Below are 22,255 nucleotides of genomic sequence, written 5' to 3' on the forward strand. Positions count from 1 at the left end.
ATATGTGGACACGAGTCGGCTCTGAAGAAATGCCTTGTCTCGTTGAATTGACCTCACGCAGCCGCCGTTCAGTCAGGTCGCGAGCGTTCCCGCGGCCTTAAACACAGGCGGGACGAATGACACAACTCCGCCAGTGACCGATGTAAGCGCATTATTGGCGACGGTTACAACACTTCCTGTCGTCGCAAGAACACGGGTACTCATTACCCCGCCATTGGCACCTGCCCCTGCAATGGAAATATAGTTTCCAATCGATAAGGCCTGATTGCTCAGAGTCAGTTGATTGGTACCTGCGGAAATAGACCCTGTCGTACCCACCACTGTTCCAATAGTGCCCGCCGTCACGCACACCTGTTCGACTACTCCACCAGCAGACGGACCATATTCACGTAAGCGTGCGCCGCGTGAATACGTCGCATCAGAAAACCCTATGGTCGTTGGCTGAATAAATCCTGCCAGCGTAATATCGCTGTCATTATCTCGGCGAGCTATGTTCTCTTCTAGTCGAGGCTCGATGGCGAATCTCAGACTGCTGTCGAAAGCCTTTCGACTGATGTGAATTCCACTTGAAAAGGTCGACTTGGATAAGTAGTTGCGAACAATACGTACGTTCCGCCCAAACCATCCACCCTCGCCGGCCTGACTCGAGCCAAGCTCAATATCCTGATTCACCGTATCGTTGAAGTGGTTTCGTTCGATGATGACGTCTTCAGCGGGCGTTTCTTTAGCGCAGCCAGATATTATGACGGCCTTCGGGAAACCGTTTAAGACATTGTCTGCAATCACTAGCCCGCGGATTTTTTTGGTGGCATCCGCGAACGGATTGTACTGGACAATACCCAGTTGCGCGTTTGACACATTAGTATTCGAATTGAACACGTTGCCAGTAATGAGCGCATTTCGAATCACTTTTGAATGGAAGCCGACTGCGTACTCATAGATATCAGAAAAGGTATTATCTTTAATAAGCATCGAATCAAATTGAGCGCTGACAGACACGCCGTTTGCCCCGGAACCGCGATTGCCGATGATCGTCACTCTCCCGGCGGTTGGGCTCTCTGTGTACGTCATATCGTCCGGGGCCTGCCCGACGCCAATGACCGTGCCATACACTCGACCGACGGTATTCCCGATGATGGTCACGTTGTAGCCACGTGAACCGATGCCATGTACACAACCGACCCCGGTATTTCCTATGATCGTGATGTCGACGGCAAAATGTCCGCCAATCACGTTCTGACAGCGTACCGACGTATTGCCTTCAATGGTGATAGAACGCGTCGGTATGGTGTACCCTACTCCAGCCTCGAAAGCACTATCCATATCGCACGGACGACGCATGTTGGTAGCAGTGTTGCCTCGAATGGAAACGGATTCACATCCTGATAGATTGATGCCAGTAAACCAAACTGTTCCCGCTGGCCTATCTCCCTCGAGAGCCAAATTCCATCCATGCATCCTGTTGTTATGCCCTATGACGTTCAGGCAGTTGCTCGCTTGGCCAAAAAATCGGCTAAATCCCTCGCCATCGTTATCGCAGACGGATAATCTATCAACTAGTTTGCATAAAAAAACGAACACCATAGGCATTCTGGGCTTGATGCTCAGGCGTGACACCACTCCCTTTGCCCTTCAATCCGGCAATAGCGCAATCGGTGATGCGCGTTACCTTTCTGATCCTTAAGGTTTCACCGTCTCCTATTACGTACGTGTCTTTTAAGTACTCACTCAAAATCACCGTATTGCCCGACACGGACTGAATGACATTGTGCTCACCTTTCGGCTTGATAGCGTATCCCGACTGCCCTGCTATTCCACTAAAGTAGTTGGATGAGAGAATCTCAACTTGGTCGCCTGGCTGAAAAGACGTCGCTACCGCCGTTGTCAGCGTACGGCGACCTTCATTAAAAATGTTGGATGGTGCTGGAACAGCAGTCACCTCATACCATTGACCGGGAGCGACTGGAGACTCAAATCGAAAAAAGCTTTTTGGCTGGTGTTTGGAAATCTCGTAATGATTTTCCCGCCTGTGCCACGCACGGTAACCCCACTAACTTGGATGACCACCTCGTCGTCCAAGTGATAGAGATATCCATCGCGACCAGCAGGAATGATGATTTCGCCATACCCGCCACGCTGATTGAAATAGTTCGCCGCCGCTTGGAAGGCGGCCCAGTTGACACTCTATGTGAGCGACGTCACATGGGGATATGCAGTCTGTAAATCCGCAAACGAGGCAAAACGAGGCTCCGTGCCGCTCAGCCAAACGGATACAGGATCAAGAGCATTATTCGGACGCGCACCAAAATCCAGAACGGAGACACACTCGTTGAGCTTGTCGGAAACCGTATTTCCAATGGCCCCCTGCCCTGATGACAAATACCCTACCAGGGCCGCGCCTTTTGCAGCGTCGGAAACGTTGGCAAGGTCACCTCGTAATGCATCGTCCGCCATTTGAGCTCTCCTAATGTATCTTGACGCTATAGAGGTCGCGAAGCCCATTTAACAAGGCAAAACGACCCCGTCGGACAGTGAGCCAATTCTTGTAGTAGTTTGCCTTAACTTCACTCCGCGGTATATAACCGTTCGATGAAAGAAGCATGCGGGCATGTGGGATCAGTTGCGATCCCTTAACTGCCCAGTCCTTCAGCTTCCCAGTAACGACAGCGTCACCGTAAAGTCACCTCAAGATCTTTTTTTCAGCGCAATAATTAACCGCCCCACGACAGCGGCCGCAAATTGGGAGATTGAAAAATGGCAGATGACAATCTACGCAGTGATCTCGCAAACGCCAGTGACCCAACTAAGGGCGCAGCATTAGTGGGATATATTCCCCCACTCAACGGCTCAACCGGACGTACGACCGCCGACAAACTCCTTGAACGAGTTAGCGTTCTTGATTTCGGAGCTATCGGTGATGGTGTTAGTCGTCCTCTGTCAACCATATTCGCGAGTCTAGCGCTTGCCCAGCAAGTCTATCCACATGCCACCGCATTGACTGATGAGCTAGATTGGGCAGCATTCCAGGCTGCCTTGAATCTGGGCAAGACAAAGGGAGGCCTGACCATATATTGCCCAGGTACCGACTCGATCTACATATTCGGCGAAAATGCATTGTCATTTGGCTCCAATGCGAAAGGCATTCGCTTCATCGGAGATGGTGGCGTTCTACGATTTCGTAGATACGGGGGCACTACAAATTTAATCAACGGTGCCAATCCCAACGGCGTAGAGCTTCGCGACTTCAGGATTGAGGGCGGACAGCTTGGGTTAACAGGCAATGCTGCCGCGACGGATGGGCAGGGTATCTCATTCGCAAGTCCTAAAAACTGTGTTGCCGATAAACTAATTTTTACAGACACACGGGGGTTTGCTCTCCTCTGGTACAACAATAACCGAGACTCTGCTGCAGACTGCAGCAATAACCTCATCATCGATTGCGGCACCGATGGAGCAGGAGTTGCTAGCTCATCGTTCCTGTTTGCGAACCTCTCCGACTCCATGATGATTCGGCCGACAGCGAAGAACAACACCGGGACCTCTGACGACACTGCCTATACATTCGACCTGAAAAACAATTGCATCAATTGTTCCATCATTGATTTCATCGCCACAAATTGCCGGATTGCCGTTGTCCTATCAGACGATAGCAGCAGCGGTGTTGGCATTGGCGCCAAGAACTCCAGAATTACCGGAACGGCGTATAACTGCGGTGCGGCCATGAGCACAAACAAGGCCAGTGGGACTTATGCGTCCATCACCATGGTTGGGTGCGGCTCTGGGACAAGTGGTGCTCTGGCAATTGCGGGGTTCAATACACGGTGTACATATGACTTGGTAATTCACGACACACCAGCTGATGCTAACGCTATCTATAGCAGCTCTCCAGATCAACAATTCAATATCTCCCGCTACGACAACAGCGGTCTGTGGCTGTTCTCTAACAATGGATCTGCGGCTCGTAACGAGATAAACATTATGGGCGGGCCGAATCGAACATCTGGCCTTGCCAATATTCAGGCCCGAATAAACTCCACCAACGAGACCTTATTCCCGCGTGTCCTGGATATGCGCGACTTGCCAAACCCTGTTTGGAACGCTGCCAATTCCCGGTGGGATTCGACACTCTGCTTCCCTATGCCTGGAGGAAGCAGGACCGCTAACGCCTTAACTATGCGGTCAACCGGAGATATCGTTCTCCAATCTCAGGCCAACGCTAAGCTCTTATACGCCCACGCCAGTGAGACATGGCGTATTCCGAACGGCATTCCTGAGTATGCCGACGATGCTGCAGCAAGCGCTGGCGGGTTAGCAGTTGGCAGTCTGTACCGCACAGGTAGCATTATCAAAATCCGCGTGACCTGACCGAGTATCGATGAAGAGAAATGTCGGCTATCTCCTCTACTCGCAAAGAGGGGCAGCCGCAATGACATCATCTCAAATCTGCCCAATTACTGACTATCCAATCCACGACACACCATAACCGGGAGGCTTCAATGGCCGACGATGAGTTGCGAAGTGATCTTGCGAACGCTACGGACCTGACTCTGGTAGACGCTCTCAAATAATTGTCCCGAGGAACGATGGCCCCCGAGCCCTCGCTGTCGCGAACAACCCACCCGCGATTCGCCTAAACGCGGCGTTTAATCACGCGGCTTCAGGCTCCACACTCACTCCCCCTGATATCTGTCAGCAGCACGGGCAGGCAATGGGCCCAATCATCTCGGATGTTCGTATCCTGATTCCCATGTCTACAACGACTGAAAGCTAGGAGATTTCCATGGCAGACGATGCACTACGCGGCGACCTCGCTAACGCAACCGACCCAACGAAGGGTGCTGCATTGGTTGGATATTATGGCGGCACAGGTTCATCGCCGGATGACACGGTGTTTGCCCAATTGAGCAGCACCCCCTTACGAATCGAAGCCTTTGGCGCAGTAGGTGACGGCGTTACGGACGACACCGCAGCGTTTCAAGCTGCCTATGCCGTCCTAGCTGGCACACCCCGTCCTTTGTGGCTTGAGCAAGGTAAAAACTATCTAGTTACGCAACGGCTCGTACCTCTACCTGCAGGTGTGACCCTTTACGGTAACGGTTCAACGATTACCTATGCGCGCTCTGATTCAAGTGACACTACTCAGTTCAGCTTCGGCAACTATACACGTGTCCTAAACCTGGCCCTGCATGTTCCCACTGGATTTGTAATTCAGCGGTTTGCATCGTTCGGAGAGGGTGCTTCCGCCGATGGACTCACTATCAGTAGCGCAGACCAGCAGCCGCTCGGGGGCGACAACCAAGACGCATGCATCTGGGCATTCCGCAATAACGTTCGCCTACGCAACCTACAAATCCATAACTGGGAGCTTCCTGTCAGGATTTATCACCCTAATTTCGTCCCTGATAATGTGGAAATAGACGGATTCAAGATCACATCCTACGGAAAGGGCATCATCTTTGCGAGCGTGACCAATGCCCGAATCCATTCAGGTTCATTTGTCGGAAAATCCCCCACGGCCAAACAAGACCCAGGCTATAACGCCATCGGTGGCGCCCCCGGAAACGGGTGCAGTATTTCAGACATCTACATCAAAGAGTCCGGAGAACATGGCATCTATTTCTCAAACCCGGCCGCACAACCACGTGGAGTGAGGATAAGCAACATAACCTTGGAAAACACGGGTCGATGTGGCATTAAGATCAGGGGATACCACGCGCTAAACATCCATGGCATCGTTGTCAACGACTGCGCCTCCGGCAACAGGACGGGCCCGAATGAAGACGGGTTGCGGCTCGAACAATGCGTTGATGTACTCGTGTCCGGTTATCGAGTCATGAAGACGTTGAAAGATCAATCATGCAACGTTGGTGCCGTAATAGCCGGATGTTCGAATGTCTACATCAATGGATTTTATGTTGATACCCCGGCAGAGCACGGGACTGACATCACGACTCAACTCGTCGTCGACAAGGAAACCGGGATCTCGACTCCGGTCCCTTGCCACAACATCTACTTTAACGGCTTCACTCTCCGAAATTCGGTTGGCAGCTGCATCAATGTCCGCGACAGCAACGATATCGGCATCGGAAACATTCACGTCTCTGGTGTGGACATCGATGCGCCCGCGAGCAACACCCTCACCGTGGACGTGCCCTCTGCACTTACAGGCCCCATCTCAGTCAACGGGGTAGCCAGAACCAGCAATGCCTACATCAACAACGTGAATAACACGCCCGGCGTCAGTATAAGTCTGCTGGCAAAAGATGCCACACAGAATCCGGGGCTAGTGAATCGCGTGGCGGTTCTTGATGCAAACAATTTTGTACCTGGTAATGGCGGAGGCTCTCTGGGAACATTGGCGCTGCGTTGTGCGGGTACTACCGGACAGGGGAACTATGGCGGCTCGATCTCGTTTCGAGGTATCGGTGTAGAGCGCCGTAAAGCAGCGATTGCCTCAGTACAGAACGGTGCCAATGCCAGCCAGACCGGGATCGCTTTTCTGGTAACCGATGCTTCGACCATCGCGACGGACGAAGTATTTGAAATTGCTCGTATAACGGGAGGAGGCTTTCGCCCTGGCGTCGACAATAGTCGGCAACTAGGTTCCGCCGCTTATCGCTGGTCTGAGGTATATGCGGCCACAGGTGCTATCAATACATCTGATGCGCGACTAAAGACGGAAGTCACCCCACTCTCATCCGCAGAAATCGTCTGCGCCCAGGCGTTAGCGCGTGAGATTGGCTGGTACAAGTGGCTCAAACAGGTCGCAGACAAGGGATCCGACGCCCGCCGTCATTTTGGTATGACAGTTCAACGTGCGATCGAAGTGTTTCGATCTCATGACCTGGACCCATATGCTTACGGGGCAATATGCTATGACGAATATGAGGCTGAGCCTGAGGTGAAATACACCGATGACGAGACAGGAGAAGCTACTGTCGTACGCCCTGCCCGCCCTGCTGGTGATGTGTATTCGTTCCGCTGGGACGAGCTTGGTGCATTTATCATGCGCGGCGTCGTGGCAGCGCAGGACGATCTGGCATCTCGCGTGGCGGCGTTAGAGGCAAAATAGAAGTTGCGGGGGATCTAACCATAGCCCTTATTTTTGGCCTAAACTCGTACACTGCAAGTATAAAAAACCTTCATGGGAGCGTTTAAGCTGCGCTCCTTTGAACAACGCCGTAGATTCCTACCAAGGACACGACGATGGAAAAGAATGATGATAGAACGCGGGATTCTGATCAATTCGGCTTAAGTGCGGAAGATCTGTCAGCTTTTGCAGAGGCAGCTGGTATTGAAGATATTGAACCAACGGATCTGATGGCTTTCGCTCTATCAATAGCTGAGGAATGCGCCGAAATAGGAGACCGCTATTCGTTGAATGGGCGCAACTGCGGCGATGAAATCCGTGCTCGATTTGGGCTAGGCTAGTTGCGTTAAACAGCGTAAGCCTACCAGCAGGCTACCCATGAGGAGGTTACGGCACAGCGAGCTGCGAGTGCGGCGGACTCGGACAAAGCCTGTGCTGCGTGTTTCGCAATCCGATCTTGACTCACCTCGGTGCCCCACTTTTTATTTCATTTTATTTAAAATAGCAACGAACGCCCTGCTTCTAAGAGCCAAGAGTTATTAGCCTCACGCGGGAGAAAAGTAGAACGCTGTCCAGTGGTGAGTTCGAATCCCTCACTAGCAAGGACAATGGACGGGGCACGGACGAGCACTCATCGAGTTTGAATCAAAATAGCCGCACAAAACATACAATATTTAGTACAAATAGAGAAATTTTAAAGTCAATCATTCATACTAGGGTTGGTCATGATCCAATTTGTCGCTTCAAAAGCCTATGCATTAGAGCTCGGGGAAGATGGGCAACTAATCGTCCGCAATGGTTACACCCCACTCCAGGGCAATTATCTCAGAAGTGAAAATGAGCAATTCTTTACAGCGGGGGAGCACGTTCAGGTTTGGGACGTAGTGGGCGGCGGAGAATTCGTCACTGGGAGGATAGTGGGTTTCGTTAATGAGGGCATAATCTATCATTATCAGGACGACGGGGATCCCGAGAATCCGGATGCCTACGCCTTGGTGCTTACCGATTCCGCCGATGAATATGTTCCCCGCCAGGTAGTGACTTACAATACGGATCCATTCCCCGGTACTCCTGTCTGCTTTCTCAAAGGAACGCTGATTGAGACAGATAGTGGTCCAGTCGCCGTTGAGTGTCTCGCAATTGGCGACAAGATAGTCAGTAGTACGGGGTTGCGGACAGTTAAGTGGGTGGGCTGGCGTAACTACAAGGCCATCTCACTGTGCACCCCAGAGCAACGGTCGGATTCCTTACCTGTACGGATTTTGGCAGGGGCGCTGAGCGATAACCTGCCTAGCCAGGACTTGCGCGTCTCTCCGTGGCACCATCTGTTTATCGATGGCGTGCTGATTCGCGCAAAGGACTTGATCAATGGCAGATCTATCTTGCAGGAAACGAACGTAACTACTTTCGGCTACTACCATGTAGAACTGGATCGGTTTGATGTGATCCTTGCTCATGGGGTGTTTTCTGAGTCCTGGGCCGATGGAGGGAATCGCAGTTTCTTCCAAAATGTGGATGTCACTACTCTACGCCCCGAAGATATGCAACGCCGCAAGGCTCGTCGACCAGGGTTTAAGGCGCTGAGAAAAGCTGATGACATCGCCGTCATTCACGAACGAATTGCAGCACGCGCCGCAGCCTTGTTTATCGAACCGACATCAAAGGCTGCTTGACGTCGGCCACGAACCTTTGCCGCGGGCCCGCTACCCGGCCAGCCCCACTGTGCTTCAAAACCTTCGGCCATGACGACGCTAGCACTCACATCTGCCCGGACGCTAACTACCCTTCGTCTTTCGAGTGTAGATCCAACCGACCTAGAATGTCTGCGTAAAGCTGTACGGCATACACACCATCCAGCTTGGCTCGCTCCGTCGCCAGCTTATTAGCATCTTTTACGCCGTTTGAAATCAGCTCATCCGAGATGCCCGCTCGTACATTACCGATTAATGTGGCCCTAACAAGTTCGAGTGCAAGTTGCGCGTTGGAAAGCGTAGTCGAGGCGGCGTTAGGGCCACAAGTCGCTTCTGGGCCATTCTCCAAAAAAAAGTGAAACTGAGAGTAGGCACGAGGCCCCATAATGACGTCGTCAAGGCCTTGGGGCCAAAAACATCTTGGCCCGAGCGGCTCGCTACTATCAGTGAACCCCAATAACCCGTCATATATCTCGCCTAGAGTATTGCTAATTTCTTGGGGGTGATAAGAAAGAGCCTGCCCGATGTAATCCCTCGCTATTTTCTGACGCGTTTCTATAGGCATATTTACAAGCGCCAATACTGCCCGACGGAAATCTTTCGGGGAGCGCGGGTTAAATAATAAGTGATGCGAAGACTCTGGAAACAACTCCCTCATTGCAGAAGTGTTAGGTGCAATTGTCGGAACACCCAAGGTCAACGCAAGCACCGTCACACCGGAGGTAAGCACATTGTGATAAGGAATTACTAACCCGGCGTTGGATCTTAATAAGTCTGCCACCTCATCAGTAGGCACTGTATCAAGACTATATTTTATCTCCGGGCGATTGCGACTTTGCTCGAGTAAGTCGGCCAAAAAGGAGTCTGCGCGCAAAGGCTGACCACAAATATGCAGCGACAACTTCTGACTTACCATAAATTCTCGTGGCAATTTCCGCACTAGGCTAGGAATACCTTTATATGCACGGATCAGACCAAAATACAACAACGTGCGTGGATTCGCTGGCGGCGCTCCAGCGAGAATCATGGTTTTATCTGCAGGTTCGTAGATATCAAAGTACGCGGGATGCGGTAAAACAGTGACTTTGGATAAATCGCTCAGCCCTGTTTGCTCTTGCAATATTGTCAACGCTGACCGATTGTGGACCAGAATACGATGGGATAACACTGCAAGATCTTTGCGCAAAGACAAAAAAGTCTGGGTGAAACGTCCTTCATGAGGCCGAATATTGTGCAAAGTCCATACAACTTTGCCACCAAAGGAAACGTACTGACCCAACGCTTCTATGAACTCACGCCGCACTCGAACTGCCTGCGCGACACTCCTGCACTTCGCAAAAAAGGATTCCTCCCAATGGATATGGTATACGGAGCGCTTAGTTAATAATTGTTGTCTAATCGCCTTGCTTAAGGTGCCCGACGCTATTTGGTATCTTGATCCAATTGCGGCGTAAAGCAGCTTTTGATACGGATTACCGTAGACTCGTGAATTAATGACATTGATCTTCATGTCGAACCAGTCAGCACCTACTTATCTGTTGTCGTCATTCCTGCAACACCGCATCTTGAACTAACGCAAGGCAATAAATATCAATACCATCCGCGTGATCAGGACTTAACCATTGGTACTGTCGGTTGAAGAGAAATGGTTCCGCTCACCTGCACCCCGCTGTCCTTCAACGGACTGAAAATTGGCACATTGCGCTCCAATGCGCTGGCCAAGCGTGGCGGTGGATCCACAAAGGCTTCCGGCTCATTCACTAGATCGTTCATCACTCGATGAACGATTTCTCTACAAGCATACAGCCTCCCTTCTGGGTGATAAAACGACCCATGCACTTGAATCGTGGCTGCTAGCGCACTCACCAGTGCGTTACGCAGTGTCTTATCGACTTTCTGCGGTTTGCGCCAGAATAAATCAAGCGATCCCTGATGTGTTAAACCGGGAATGTCATAGACCGCCACCCCCAACACCTTTACTGGAGTACCTGCACGCAAGCTATGCAACCCTACGGTCGAATTGATGGTGATAACCCCGCGGCTCCGCCGTATCGTACGTTTCAAATCACATTCGCTAACCGCCAACACACGATCATCGACCCCGTGCCGCTCTGCCAGCCGTTTAACCAAACGTTCCCAACGCTCAATCCCATTGTCCAGCGGATGCAGCTTCACAATGAGATGCCCCTCAGGGTGTGCGTGTCTTGCAAAGGACTCAATCACCTCGGCAATCATATCGGCCTGACGCCGATAAGCCGCGTTCGTGCGCAGTTGGTAATCAGCCTGAATCTGCAAAGCCAGCATCCAATAACGCTTGCGCTCAAGACGTAATCGCAAAGCTGCTTCGGAACGTTTGCGTTCTGTGATCACTTTGCGCAATGCACTGGGTAACCAACTTAAATAATCCACCAACGGATGATAATACTTATCCGCTCGGTAAAACGGATACCCATAAGGTACCAACGCCGTCAACAAGTTATAGACAACCTCGTTGGTAGCTTCTTGGGCAAAGCGATGCGTAAAGTGCTCCTTGGGCTGCACAAAACTGCGCACCTGTCGAGCAATGTGTCGGATAGCTTCCGGGTCGTTGGGAAAATGAGATAAAGCCCCCATTGCACCGCGCTCAAGAGTCAGCCAATCAGGCCGCAAATACCCAAACTCCACAGCGTAAGTACGTACCCCTAAAGACGCCCCAATCTCCCGCGCTACCGCGTGATATGGCAACCGATCGGCGTAGTACAGGATGTCAGTAATTTGGTGCTCAACCAAATACTTTCGTAGAAACCCTCCCCACCGACTGAACCGCCCTCGATAATTATCCGCTCCCGACTTGCGCCAATAAACCCAGTCTCCCATCGAAAAATTGATGCGGCGCGTAATGGCGCCTGACGACTCAAAATGATCGCAAAGCTGACGCCAGAATGTGGATGGGGGGCCCTGCAAAAACAGGATTCTACGCTGTGTATCAGCTATCATTCGCGACTGCTAACCAGGGCACAAATGCCAACAAGAAAAGCGGCTGATTATACTCGGTAGCATACAAGATCAACACTGAAAATGCCTGTCCCCAATGCTATCGGGTCAGATGAATGTTACTAATTTTTTTCATGGCATATATTGCGTTGCAAGATTTTATGTTCCCCCGGCTCTTCTATTTATGTATCATAATCTTGCAACGAGGTCGTCTATTTCAAATCCAGCCTGATCACAAAGCCATACAAAATGGTTACATTACCTTCATAGAAAGGGCGTAGTGTCTTAGCCTGATATCCTCGCCGCGACGCCGCCGTTAGCACGCAGCGAGCATGACTTGACTTAGGTTTCACCCCTCCCGCGACTGCAGCAAATACCGATGAAAGACTCAGCCTCTATCTTGACCCCTGTTCCTGCAACTGACTTTCCTGCTCTGCCCACGATGCCCGAATGGCAAGCTTTTCAAGAAGCGGCACAGCAAGCGGACCGCAAGGGGGAAACACTGCGCATCATTGAAGCGGCCGGCCTTAGTATCGATCTGAGCGCTCAGCCCACATCGGAAGCCTTTACCGAGGCGTCTCATGCGTTGCTGCGGGCTCGTAGCTTCAAACAAATGCGTCGCCAGCTGCTAGAAGGCGGCGTTGTTAATCACACAGAAGACCGCGCTGCATGGCACTCCATGTTACGCGAACCTTCCCCGACGCCGGAGGTAGCACACGAACGCAATCGCCTGCTGCAATTTGTGCAGCGCGCCGACAACGAACGCCGATGGCGCCATGTGTTGCATATTGGCATCGGTGGCAGCGACTGGGGATTGCGGTTGACCGTCGCGGCCTTCGGCTACACCGGGACATGGCGTGATATACGCTTCGTCGCCAACATTGATGGCCATGCCATCGAGGGGGGCCTATCAGGCCTGAATCCACACGAGACAGTGGTGGTGATCGCATCCAAATCGTTCACCACCGCGGAAACACTAGAAAACGCCCAGCGTGCGATCGAGTGGTTGCGAGCCGCTGGTGTAAAACACCCAGAACGCCAACTGGTAGCCGTTACTGCCCGTCCGACGATGGCGCGGAAATTTGGTGTGCCCAAGGACCAGATTTTCCCATTCTGGGATTGGGTAGGTGGGCGATTTTCGTTCTGGTCTTCGGTCTGCGTGTCTACTGCACTGACCGTAGGCACCGACGTCATGGCAGGTATGCTGGCAGGCGCTCATGCTATGGACGAGCATTTTCGCACGGCCCCCATCAATCGCAATGCGCCCGTCCAACTCGCCTTGGCAGGCGTGGCTAACCGCAGTGTGCTTGGATTTAGCTCTCTAAATATTTCCGTCTACGATTCACGTCTATTTCATTTGGTGCCATATCTGCAGCAATTAGAAATGGAATCCCTCGGTAAGTCGGTCACGCTCGCCGGTGAGCCGGTGGGCGTCCCGACCGGCCCCGCTGTATGGGGTATGCCAGGCACAGACGCACAGCACACGTTCTTTCAATGGTTACACCAGGGTGACGGCGCTGCCGTGGATTTCATCGTTTGCCAGCAAGCTGACCATCGCTGGCCCGATCACCATCAACAGCTAATTGCTAACTGCCTGGCACAACGAGAGGCGCTGCTTCGCGGCAAATCGTACGAAGATGTGCTGGCCGAAATGGACAAGAATAGCGACCCCGAATATGCCAAATGGTTGGCTAAGCATAAGGTATATCCCGGAGGGAGACCCTCTAGCCTGATCGTTCTGCCGCGCCTAAGCCCATATACGCTCGGGGCATTGATAGCGCTATACGAACACAAGGTATTTGTGCAAGCCCTCATTTGGGGAATCAACCCCTTCGACCAATGGGGCGTCGAATTGGGCAAAACACTAACCGCACGTATACGCAAAGATTGGCAAAATATGGCGGATGGGAAGAACCTCACTAAGATGTCCCATGATGCATCGACGCAGCATTGGTTACAACGCTTCGCCCCACGTGCCTCACCGGAAAATAGCTGATCGAGATATACTCATTAGTTGTCCAACAATAACAAATCCACCGAGTGTCTTTGAAATTAAGTATAGCGGCCATCGTAAAAAACGAGGCCGACTCATTGCTGGAATGGATAGCCTTTCATCGCGTTATCGGCGTACAGAGCTTTTTTATTGCCGATAACGATAGTACCGACGGCACTAGCGAAATGCTGGAAGCGCTGGCCGAGCTTGGACTCGTGCAGCGGATTCCCTTCCCCACCCCTGAGAACGGCAATGTGCAAATGCCGGCCTACGCAGTACTTCTAGCGAACGCAAGAGGGAAATGTGACGTCGTCGCTTTCATTGATGCAGACGAATATCTATTGCCAACGGATGGCAGCACATCTCTCCTCCCTCTCATCGATCAACTGTTTGCCCGTCCAGACGTTAGTGCCGTAGGCCTAAATTGGGCAAACTTCGGATCTGGCGGCGCCTTGTTTGCTGAGGACGGGCTTGTTATTGAACGGTTCACTAAAAGGGCAAAGCAAAACTTCGGCGTCAATTTCCACATCAAGACACTGCTGCGCCCCGAACGTGGCCTAAAGTTTGCAAACCCTCACTTCGTAGATCTATCTAGCGGTCGATACGTTGACGCCACTGGCGGCGATATCGCGCCACACACCAAACACGGCAAAGGCCTGAGTAGCGAGATCGTATGGATCGGCGCACGTATAAATCATTACGCGACTAAATCTCTTGAAGAATTTCTTGTTGGCAAGAGCCGCCGCGGGAGCGCTACGAAAAAGGCTCGCATTAAGCACAAAAAATACTTTACCAGCCATGATCGTAACGAAGAGGAATGCTTGATCGCAAAACAATTCAGTCCTCAAGTGCGTGTAGAACATGAAAGATTAAGAGAATTGATTGAAGCGAAATTGAGCCGGCCAGAGAAAAAACCACCATTTACATCTCGTTGGCATGCTCTAACTCAACGCTTACGACAAAAAAATATAGGCTAGAGACGGCACTTCGAACCACACACTGCCAGGTCAACCGTCGAGACGCCAATTGATAAAACGCTGTGCATAGCGGAATAACGACCATGATCATGGCAGGCTTCCAGCCATGCGAGGCGCTGCCCCTCTATGACATTGCCCAGGATAACTCAAAGGAACTTAGCGGCCCCTCGTCGTTCGGGCAATGCCCCGTATTTCCTGGCCTGAATTGATTTAGGGCACGAAAGAGGCCAATGCCGCTTAGGACGTTACGCCCATTTCCAACTCCAACTTTCTATGTATATCCTTATCAACACCGTGTTGTAGCGCGCAAGCTAGATCAATCGCAGCACCGTCAGCATCTTGCATGATCTGGACCCTCAAAATAGCGCTAAACAACTTAATATAAGGGTAATCACCTTTCACTGAGAAGACAAAATTAAATTTTGGCTGGAAGTAATATCGTTTCTTATTGCTAACTCTTCTAATAAAAGCCGCTTTAATAACGTAGTCGTTCAGTATGCTCCCATTCAACGAAGCATTCCTGAATGCAGACTCCAAAATGCTCTCGCATCGGGAATACGCCATATTCTCGACAGCACTAAACAAACGATTCATGGCATAGAATCCGTTTTGCGGATCGAAAGATACCGCTTTACTCAAAACGTGATCAATACTCTCCGAATCTAGCTTCTCTCGCCCCCAATAGAATGCCGACCAATAAGCAAATGCCGTCTGTAATGAGGTATATTTTTCAGCGTTCACATTCAAGTCATCAATAATGATTGACGACTGCTCGCGACCACGAAAAAATTTTCGTGGTTCATGTATCTTAACGCTCGCCATCTTGCTTGCTATCTCGGCGAAACGACTGTCGCCAGCAACAATAAGTTGGCAACGCGACATCAAGGCAATTTCAAAAAGGGCTTTTTGATGGTCCGCTGTATCTCCTGGCAACTCAAAATCGTCAGCCAAGAAAACGGAATATTCTTTCTGCAAATAGCTGATAGTCTCGCTGTCCTGGCCATATAGTATTATCGAATATCCATCTTTCTGGAGTTTTTCAATTATTCTCTTTGCGACAGGCACTGAGATCGCCTTGTTAGTAAACTCCCCCCTATGTCGATGTGGGCCGTAAATCAAATCACCTGCACGTAAATGAATTGCAGCCGGATTATCTGGAAGGGTAAGTTGATAGGCAAAATCTATATATTTTTGTGCATCTGGATGAAATTTAATTAGGGAGAATGCCTCCGCTTGCGACAGGGCCCCACCTTTCAGCAGAATTGAATCAATATCCTCTAAGCCAGATATAAACCAGCCGCGGCGCTCTTCTAGCGCCAACTGCTCGCGTAACTGCTTCAGAGTTTGTTTACTTAGACTCATTCTCGAATAGCCCGCATCATCAAACGATGCCAGGAAATGCTTCTCGAGAAACCCCGCTGCAAACATATCTTTTGCCGCAGCTATGGCATGAAACTGCGCAGCAGTATTGCCGCGGGTTTGCCAGGCGAACTTGAATGAAGCACCCAAGATCGAGGCTAAGGAAATACCATTGACAATCGCCAATAGTCTTGCACCCAAGCCATCAGTACGCGCTACAACAATATTTTTATCAATCGTCTCTTGCGGAGTTGCCAACCGCTCACTCTCTACTTGCAGATTCATATTATGCGCCCCAAATAATATTTTTTTTGATATAACGACCGGTATTCACTTGGCTGTCTACTCTCACTGCACAAACGTATCTAATCAACAATATGCCACGAGGCCTACATACTCGGGCATGAGGAAATCCCTCGGAGCGCCCTATTTTTATTTCAGCATTGTAGTACTGAGCCTGCCAATCCCCCTAATATAGCCGGACACATCGTCAAGAAGCATCATGCCGGCGATAGGGCACACCTAATGCCATTCTCGGGATTCTAAAAAAGCATTATCTAATGCGCTCATTATTATGAGCCCGTCCGCCAGACATAAACCAATATCCCTGAGCGGGCCAATTATTCTTTTTCCAATAATATTCCTATCTCTTTGATAAGCGATCAAATCAATAGAAACAAGTGGCGCCGCCAAAACTACGCACTAAAAACGTTCGTCGCTCAAATACACATCCCATCTCTATTGTACTTTCCACTTACTCACATAAATTTCTCACATACTCAAGCTCGTTCGATACATCGTAGTGATGATTTCCTACAAAAAAACCTTTCTCGTCTATATAGCTAGCGACGTCAAGATTTCCCACCGAAGTATAGTCAAACCATTTTAATACTTCATTTTTGGCAAAGTTACCAGCCACAATAGGACGAACATCCACGCGGGCGTGCTCTAATTTCTTCATCAAGTTTATTCGATCGACGTTCGCATCGGGTTTTATAATCAACGCAAAACCGAACCAACTGCTTTCACCTATTTCCTCTTGAATACCGAGCCATGGATGATTTCTAAAAAGCGCCTGAAACCTCTCCGCATTTTTTCGACGACCAGAAATAATGCTCGGCAATTTCTTTAATTGCTCTATGCCAATAGCTCCGCTCATCTCAAGAGGGCGAAAGTTGTATCCCGGCAGTACAAAACGAAATGATTCCTCGAAAGCGTTGTCACTTTTAGTTCCACACACTAGGTTGTTCTGCGGTAGATTTCGAGTCCATCCGTGAGCACGAAGGCACAGCGAAATGTGGTACAGCTCTTCATCGTCAGTAACTAGTACCCCACCCTCCATCGTCGCAATGTGGTGACTAAAAAAGCTGCTAAACGTCCCCATTAAACCAAAAGTACCCGCCTGGGTGCCGCCCAACGTGGCGCCTAATGACTCACAATTATCTTCGAGCAAAATAATATCTCGATCGCCTATTATTTCCCTAATAGCCGAGAAATCATTCGGGTTTCCCAACAGATTTACTGCGAGAATAGCGCGTGTATTTGCGCTTACTGCCTCACGCAAATCAGCCAAATTAAAATTTAGAGTTTTCGCATCAACATCCACGAACTTTACCTTCAAACCATATTGTTGAAGGGGGTAATAAGTTGTACTCCAAGACACAGCGGGGACAATTACCTCGTCCCCGCGAGCTAACGGTGATTCCTTCTTGAAGAACAGCGCGGCAATCATCAGTAAGTTTGCAGACGACCCTGAATTGACCATAACTGCATATTGGCTGCCTACAAAGCTGGCAAATCGCTTTTCAAACTCTAGAACCTCCTTACCCATAGTGAACATGCCCGATTCAACAACTCGCTGAATTGCAGCATATTCTGCATCGTCCCAAGTAGTAGTCGCCAAAGGATAATGAATAGTCATTTTTTTCGGAGCTCGCTAAGATAGAATTCATACGTGGCCTCCAGTCCTGCTTTAAGCGTCGTAGTGGGAGACCATCCCCAATTTCTTGCTTTTTCAATACTGGTTAGCTTTTTACTCATACCGACCGGCTTAGTGAGATCGTGCTTAAAAGAACCGGTGAAGCCAATTACTTCAGCAGCGACTTCGTAGTACTCGTTAATCGTATAGTCCACACCCAATCCGATATTCAGCATATTCGGCAAATTTCGAGTATCTTCGACAGCGGCTAACACCGCCCCCGCCAAGTCTTGGGCGTATAAGAATTCCCGCCGAGCGCAACCATCTCCCCATATTTCTATTTCGCCTATTCCCTGCATCTTAGCTTGGTGCGTCTTGTGTATGATTGCAGGGATCAAATGCGACCTTATAGGGTCAAAATTGTCGTATCTTCCATACAAGTTGCATGGAATAAGGGAACGGTAACAAAGCTCGGGGCGTTCTCGTGAAATATAATCAGCGAGCCTTGCCACCGCAATTTTTGCAAGAGCATACCCTTCGTTAGTGGGCTCTAACTCTCCCGTCAGAACCTCCTCTTCAACAAGGGCATTTTGGCGATTTCGTGGGTAAATACAGGAGCTTGCGAGGTTAATTAAACGCGAGACGGAGTGCTGTTGGGCCGCAAGTAGCACATTGCGACCCATATCTAGATTATCTATAAGAAAGCGCACAGGCTCACGAATATTCGCATGGATGCCGCCTACCTTGCCAGCCGCATGCACAATGGCGTCAGGTCGCTTCGAGCCAATGTAATCAGATACTGCTGAAAACATCGCCAAATCGAGCTCTGCATGAGACGGCGTGAGCCATTGAAATTTGGCAGCCTTTGGATGTTCAAGCAAATTGCGGCCCACCATGCCTGTACTGCCCGTCAGCAATATCTTCATTTCCCAGGCTCGTTTATATTAGCGTTCAACACCGATATGTACATCGAAACCATGCCTCTTAAGCAGCGCATGCTGTTTTGCTTTTTCAAGATCGTGCATCACCATCTCTCGACATAGCTCTCGAACCGATATTTCTGGAGTCCAGCCAAGTTGCCTCTTAGCCTTGGTGGGATCACCTAACAGCGTCTCCACTTCGGCAGGGCGGAAATATCGTCGGTCGACTCGCACAACGACGTCACCAACCTTTGACGCTGGGGCTGAATCACCAATAATAGACTCCACCACTCCGATCTCGTCTACACCCTCACCTTCAAATCTCAATCGGAGGCCTAACTCCTCCGCTGACCAATGAATGAAGTCACGCACAGAGTACTGCACGCCGCTCGCGATGACATAATCATCAGGAGCTTCCTGCTGCAACATCAGCCACTGCATGCGCACATAATCCTTGGCATGCCCCCAATCCCGCAACGCCCCCAAGTTTCCCATATATAGGCAACGCTCGATGCCTTGGGCTATATTGGCCAATCCACGAGTTATCTTTCTGGTGACGAACGTCTCGCCGCGTCTAGGAGACTCGTGATTAAAGAGAATTCCGTTGCATGCATACATGCCATAGGCTTCGCGATAATTAACGGTGATCCAATAAGCATATAATTTTGCTACCGCATACGGTGACCGCGGATGAAACGGGGTAGTTTCCTTTTGAGGGATTTCTTGCACTAGCCCGTACAATTCTGATGTCGAGGCTTGGTAAAAGCGTGTGCTCTTTTCTCGACCCAATAGTCGTATAGCTTCTAATATACGCAATACGCCCATAGCGTCAACATCAGCCGTATATTCAGGCGCCTCAAAACTCACTGCAACGTGCGATTGAGCACCAAGGTTATATATTTCATCAGGTTTGACATCCCCGATTATGCGTATCAGGTTCGACGAGTCACTCAGATCCCCATAGTGTAAGAAAAACTTTGGATTGTCTTCATGGGGGTCTTGAAAAATATGATCGACCCTTTGCGTGTTGAAGGAGGAGGCGCGGCGTTTGATACCGTGTACTTCGTAGCCTTTGTTAAGCAAAAATTCGGCTAGATAAGAGCCGTCTTGGCCGGTTACTCCAGTTAATAAAGCTCTTTTGGGCATATGCACTCCAAAATTTCCTTGAGCAAGGATAGAAAGCTTCTACTGCCGCCTAACGTACCGCACTTTAGTTACATTACCACAATCTTATTACTAAAAAACCTTTGATCGCGGCAACCTAGTAACTCTGTTAATCGCTGCTCGTTTGCAAACAACAGATCCTCGAACGTGCGGAGCGAGCAATCCCCCACACGGGGCACGGCAAAATCTGGAACAGTTAAGAGCTTGGGAGCAGGCACTGTGTATCGCTTATTGCGACGGCTGCGCAGTAGGCTGGCGGCACACACGCCGGGCCCAGTCATGTCGCGGATGACGTTCAATCAACTTGACATACATCGGTAAATCACAACGATCTCATCGAACGGCCTAACGATCGACCGAAGGCCAGTCCGATGCTACCGGCAGTCCGGATTCCGTCATTCGCCTAATTCGTTCGGATATGCCTGCAGACCCCATGAAAAGCTACAGAGAACCTTTCCTGGCCTACTCACTCGCCTGTCAACCTCCGTAAAACTCTGCAAGTCATTGGGGATGAACCGCATGCTCGATTCGACATTCGCATTGGAAACGTAACTATTCAATACAGAGTCGTAGTAATTTCTCGAGTGTTGTCAACCACTGAAGAACTCAATCCGCTGTCGCGTGCGTGCGGGGCGTGCGTCGCTGCGACGCGCCGTATGTCCTCGCACTTGTTAGACGACGCGCCCTAGTCCCAGGTGCACCTTGAACCTCCCAATCAAGCGACGAAACACAAATTTACACTCATGACTTTGGGCGAAGAAAAAGATATTATTAGGATCTATTTTTTTCTGAATGTATCAATGCTGCCCCGCTTGGTAACGCTTATCTCGGCAATATCGTCGCCCTTCTTGCGAAGGCCTCGCCCGCCACCATTCAAGCAAGAGGCCACACCGGTCGCTATTCGGGTGGCCTACGGGCAATCCAATGCGCTCGGGGCCATCCCCGGATCTGCTCCAAACCCTATTTATCGAACAAACCCTTGGCCCGAGGCATTATGGATGCCGGACACAGGGATCGGCATGGGCTTGCACCGTCGTGGCCCAGTGTCACGCCTGCAACCTGATCAAACCAAGGGATTCCGGCCATTGGTTTCTCAGCCGAGTCTGAAGCGAACGCAAAGCACTACTATCGCCGAGGGAGCAGCGTTTCAAGTATGCGCATACTGGGCTCGCGTGCACAAACGAATTCCAAAGAGCGTCGTGGTCAACCTCGCATGGGGCGGAAGCAGTATTAAGGCCCTCTCCCCGGACACTGAACTATACGAAGATGCACAAAAAGCGCTCGATCGGGTTTGTTCGTTACTAGAAGCACAAGGTTTTAAGCCATACGTCGAATACATTGATTTTGATCAAGGGGAAGCTGACAGCACACATCAATACTGGGACAGCGCCATTATCGCGCTGCGAGATCGCTTTAATGCTGATGTCATGTTGCGTACTGGGCAGCATACGGACATTCCTTGGCTCCTCGCGCAGCCATCGTCTTTCGTGGTCGATTGTCATGAGATGGTTCGAGGCCAATATGCGTTATGCAAAGCTCGACCTCGCGAGTTCATCCAGACAGGCCCAAGCTACCATCTTCCTTACCAGCCTGACTTGCTACATCGGCGCGAACACAGCCACGCAATGAAGGGGGAATTTAACGGATTATGTTTGGCGCGAGCGCTTTATCAAAAACGAGAGAAAGCAATTCTCCAGTGGGATTCCGTTGAATATGATTCGAAGGCCTACATTATTCGGATGACTCCGTCGATCAGAGTAGCACGTGATCAGACCATAAAAGACCCGGGGAATTGGGGCTTTAATGTCTACAATGGTAAGGGCGAGGAAGTGCCCATCACTGCTGTACGAATAGTCGACAAAGGCATGTGCGTGACATTAGAAATGAGCGCTGCTGTTGAGCCGGGCCCCCACCGTTCCGTAGATTATGCACTCAACTCTCACCACGTACGCAAACTTAAACGAACTCGGACGAGCGATATTCCACGCGGGCAAATACGAACACGCCATCCTTTTGGCACCAGTTATCATGACCGATTACCATTACATGCGTATATGCCGCATGCCCGAGAATATTTTTAACTCTGCAATTACCCTGATCGTTTCTATCTAATAATAGATACGCTATTAAATTAGACTAAGTCATTCAACAATAACGCTTTTCCAAATTT

The 22,255-nt window shown here is 50.3% G+C and carries 16 protein-coding genes; 7 read left to right on the plus strand and 9 right to left on the minus strand.

Annotated elements, in window-relative coordinates; all coding sequences use genetic code 11:
- Positions 1-72: 72 nt before the first annotated feature.
- The 3 genes from ACYVIT_RS14840 to ACYVIT_RS14850 all read right to left on the minus strand — a co-directional run bounded on the left by ACYVIT_RS14840 (position 73) and on the right by ACYVIT_RS14850 (position 2,454).
- Positions 73-1,584, minus strand: coding sequence for a hypothetical protein (locus tag ACYVIT_RS14840; RefSeq protein ID WP_415807228.1), 1,512 nt, complete (start codon positions 1,582-1,584; stop codon positions 73-75).
- Positions 1,553-1,939, minus strand: a complete 387-nt coding sequence (locus tag ACYVIT_RS14845; protein ID WP_415807229.1) for a hypothetical protein — start codon at positions 1,937-1,939, stop codon at positions 1,553-1,555. Before ACYVIT_RS14845 ends, ACYVIT_RS14840 begins: the two co-directional genes overlap by 32 nt.
- A 245-nt stretch (positions 1,940-2,184) precedes the next feature.
- Positions 2,185-2,454, minus strand: a complete 270-nt coding sequence (locus ACYVIT_RS14850; protein WP_415807230.1) for a hypothetical protein — start codon at positions 2,452-2,454, stop codon at positions 2,185-2,187.
- Between the two features lie 300 nt (positions 2,455-2,754).
- Between ACYVIT_RS14850 and ACYVIT_RS14855 the strand changes: the two genes are divergently transcribed.
- The 4 genes from ACYVIT_RS14855 to ACYVIT_RS14870 all read left to right on the plus strand — a co-directional run bounded on the left by ACYVIT_RS14855 (position 2,755) and on the right by ACYVIT_RS14870 (position 8,763).
- On the plus strand, positions 2,755-4,365 hold the full coding sequence (locus tag ACYVIT_RS14855) for a hypothetical protein (RefSeq protein ID WP_415807231.1): 1,611 nt from the start codon (positions 2,755-2,757) through the stop codon (positions 4,363-4,365).
- A 415-nt stretch (positions 4,366-4,780) separates the two neighbouring features.
- Positions 4,781-7,072: a glycosyl hydrolase family 28-related protein gene (locus tag ACYVIT_RS14860; RefSeq protein ID WP_415807232.1), complete on the plus strand. Its 2,292-nt coding sequence runs from the start codon at positions 4,781-4,783 to the stop codon at positions 7,070-7,072.
- A gap of 134 nt (positions 7,073-7,206) precedes the next feature.
- On the plus strand, positions 7,207-7,431 hold the full coding sequence (locus ACYVIT_RS14865; protein ID WP_415807233.1) for a hypothetical protein: 225 nt from the start codon (positions 7,207-7,209) through the stop codon (positions 7,429-7,431).
- A gap of 384 nt (positions 7,432-7,815) precedes the next feature.
- On the plus strand, positions 7,816-8,763 hold the full coding sequence (locus ACYVIT_RS14870) for a Hint domain-containing protein (RefSeq protein ID WP_415807235.1): 948 nt from the start codon (positions 7,816-7,818) through the stop codon (positions 8,761-8,763).
- Between the two features lie 106 nt (positions 8,764-8,869).
- Here ACYVIT_RS14870 and ACYVIT_RS14875 read toward each other — a convergent pair whose 3' ends face one another.
- Positions 8,870-10,291 carry a glycosyltransferase gene (locus tag ACYVIT_RS14875; protein WP_415807236.1) on the minus strand — a complete coding sequence of 474 codons (1,422 nt, stop codon included), beginning with the start codon at positions 10,289-10,291 and terminating at the stop codon, positions 8,870-8,872.
- Positions 10,292-10,389: 98 nt separating this feature from the next.
- The gene (locus ACYVIT_RS14880; protein WP_415807237.1) at positions 10,390-11,757 is read right to left on the minus strand and encodes a capsule biosynthesis protein; all 1,368 of its coding nucleotides are present in this window, start codon (positions 11,755-11,757) and stop codon (positions 10,390-10,392) included.
- Between the two features lie 376 nt (positions 11,758-12,133).
- Between ACYVIT_RS14880 and pgi the strand changes: the two genes are divergently transcribed.
- On the plus strand, positions 12,134-13,750 hold the full coding sequence (gene pgi, locus ACYVIT_RS14885; protein ID WP_415807238.1) for a glucose-6-phosphate isomerase: 1,617 nt from the start codon (positions 12,134-12,136) through the stop codon (positions 13,748-13,750).
- A 50-nt stretch (positions 13,751-13,800) separates the two neighbouring features.
- On the plus strand, positions 13,801-14,724 hold the full coding sequence (locus tag ACYVIT_RS14890) for a glycosyltransferase family 2 protein (protein WP_415807239.1): 924 nt from the start codon (positions 13,801-13,803) through the stop codon (positions 14,722-14,724).
- Positions 14,725-14,961: 237 nt separating this feature from the next.
- Here ACYVIT_RS14890 and ACYVIT_RS14895 read toward each other — a convergent pair whose 3' ends face one another.
- The 4 genes from ACYVIT_RS14895 to gmd form a co-directional block, all read right to left on the minus strand.
- Positions 14,962-16,368: a hypothetical protein gene (locus ACYVIT_RS14895; RefSeq protein ID WP_415807240.1), complete on the minus strand. Its 1,407-nt coding sequence runs from the start codon at positions 16,366-16,368 to the stop codon at positions 14,962-14,964.
- Positions 16,369-16,837: 469 nt separating this feature from the next.
- Positions 16,838-18,004, minus strand: a complete 1,167-nt coding sequence (locus ACYVIT_RS14900) for a DegT/DnrJ/EryC1/StrS family aminotransferase (protein ID WP_415807242.1) — start codon at positions 18,002-18,004, stop codon at positions 16,838-16,840.
- Positions 18,001-18,927, minus strand: a complete 927-nt coding sequence (locus ACYVIT_RS14905; RefSeq protein WP_415807243.1) for an NAD-dependent epimerase/dehydratase family protein — start codon at positions 18,925-18,927, stop codon at positions 18,001-18,003. The genes ACYVIT_RS14900 and ACYVIT_RS14905 overlap by 4 nt, the downstream gene beginning before the upstream one ends.
- A gap of 18 nt (positions 18,928-18,945) precedes the next feature.
- Positions 18,946-20,067: a GDP-mannose 4,6-dehydratase gene (gene gmd, locus ACYVIT_RS14910; protein ID WP_415807244.1), complete on the minus strand. Its 1,122-nt coding sequence runs from the start codon at positions 20,065-20,067 to the stop codon at positions 18,946-18,948.
- A 761-nt stretch (positions 20,068-20,828) separates the two neighbouring features.
- On the opposite strand from gmd, the gene ACYVIT_RS14915 reads away from it, so the two are divergent.
- On the plus strand, positions 20,829-22,166 hold the full coding sequence (locus ACYVIT_RS14915; RefSeq protein WP_415807245.1) for a hypothetical protein: 1,338 nt from the start codon (positions 20,829-20,831) through the stop codon (positions 22,164-22,166).
- The last annotated feature ends 89 nt before the right edge of the window (positions 22,167-22,255 follow it).

The sequence above is a fragment of the Bordetella muralis genome, assembly GCF_054781015.1.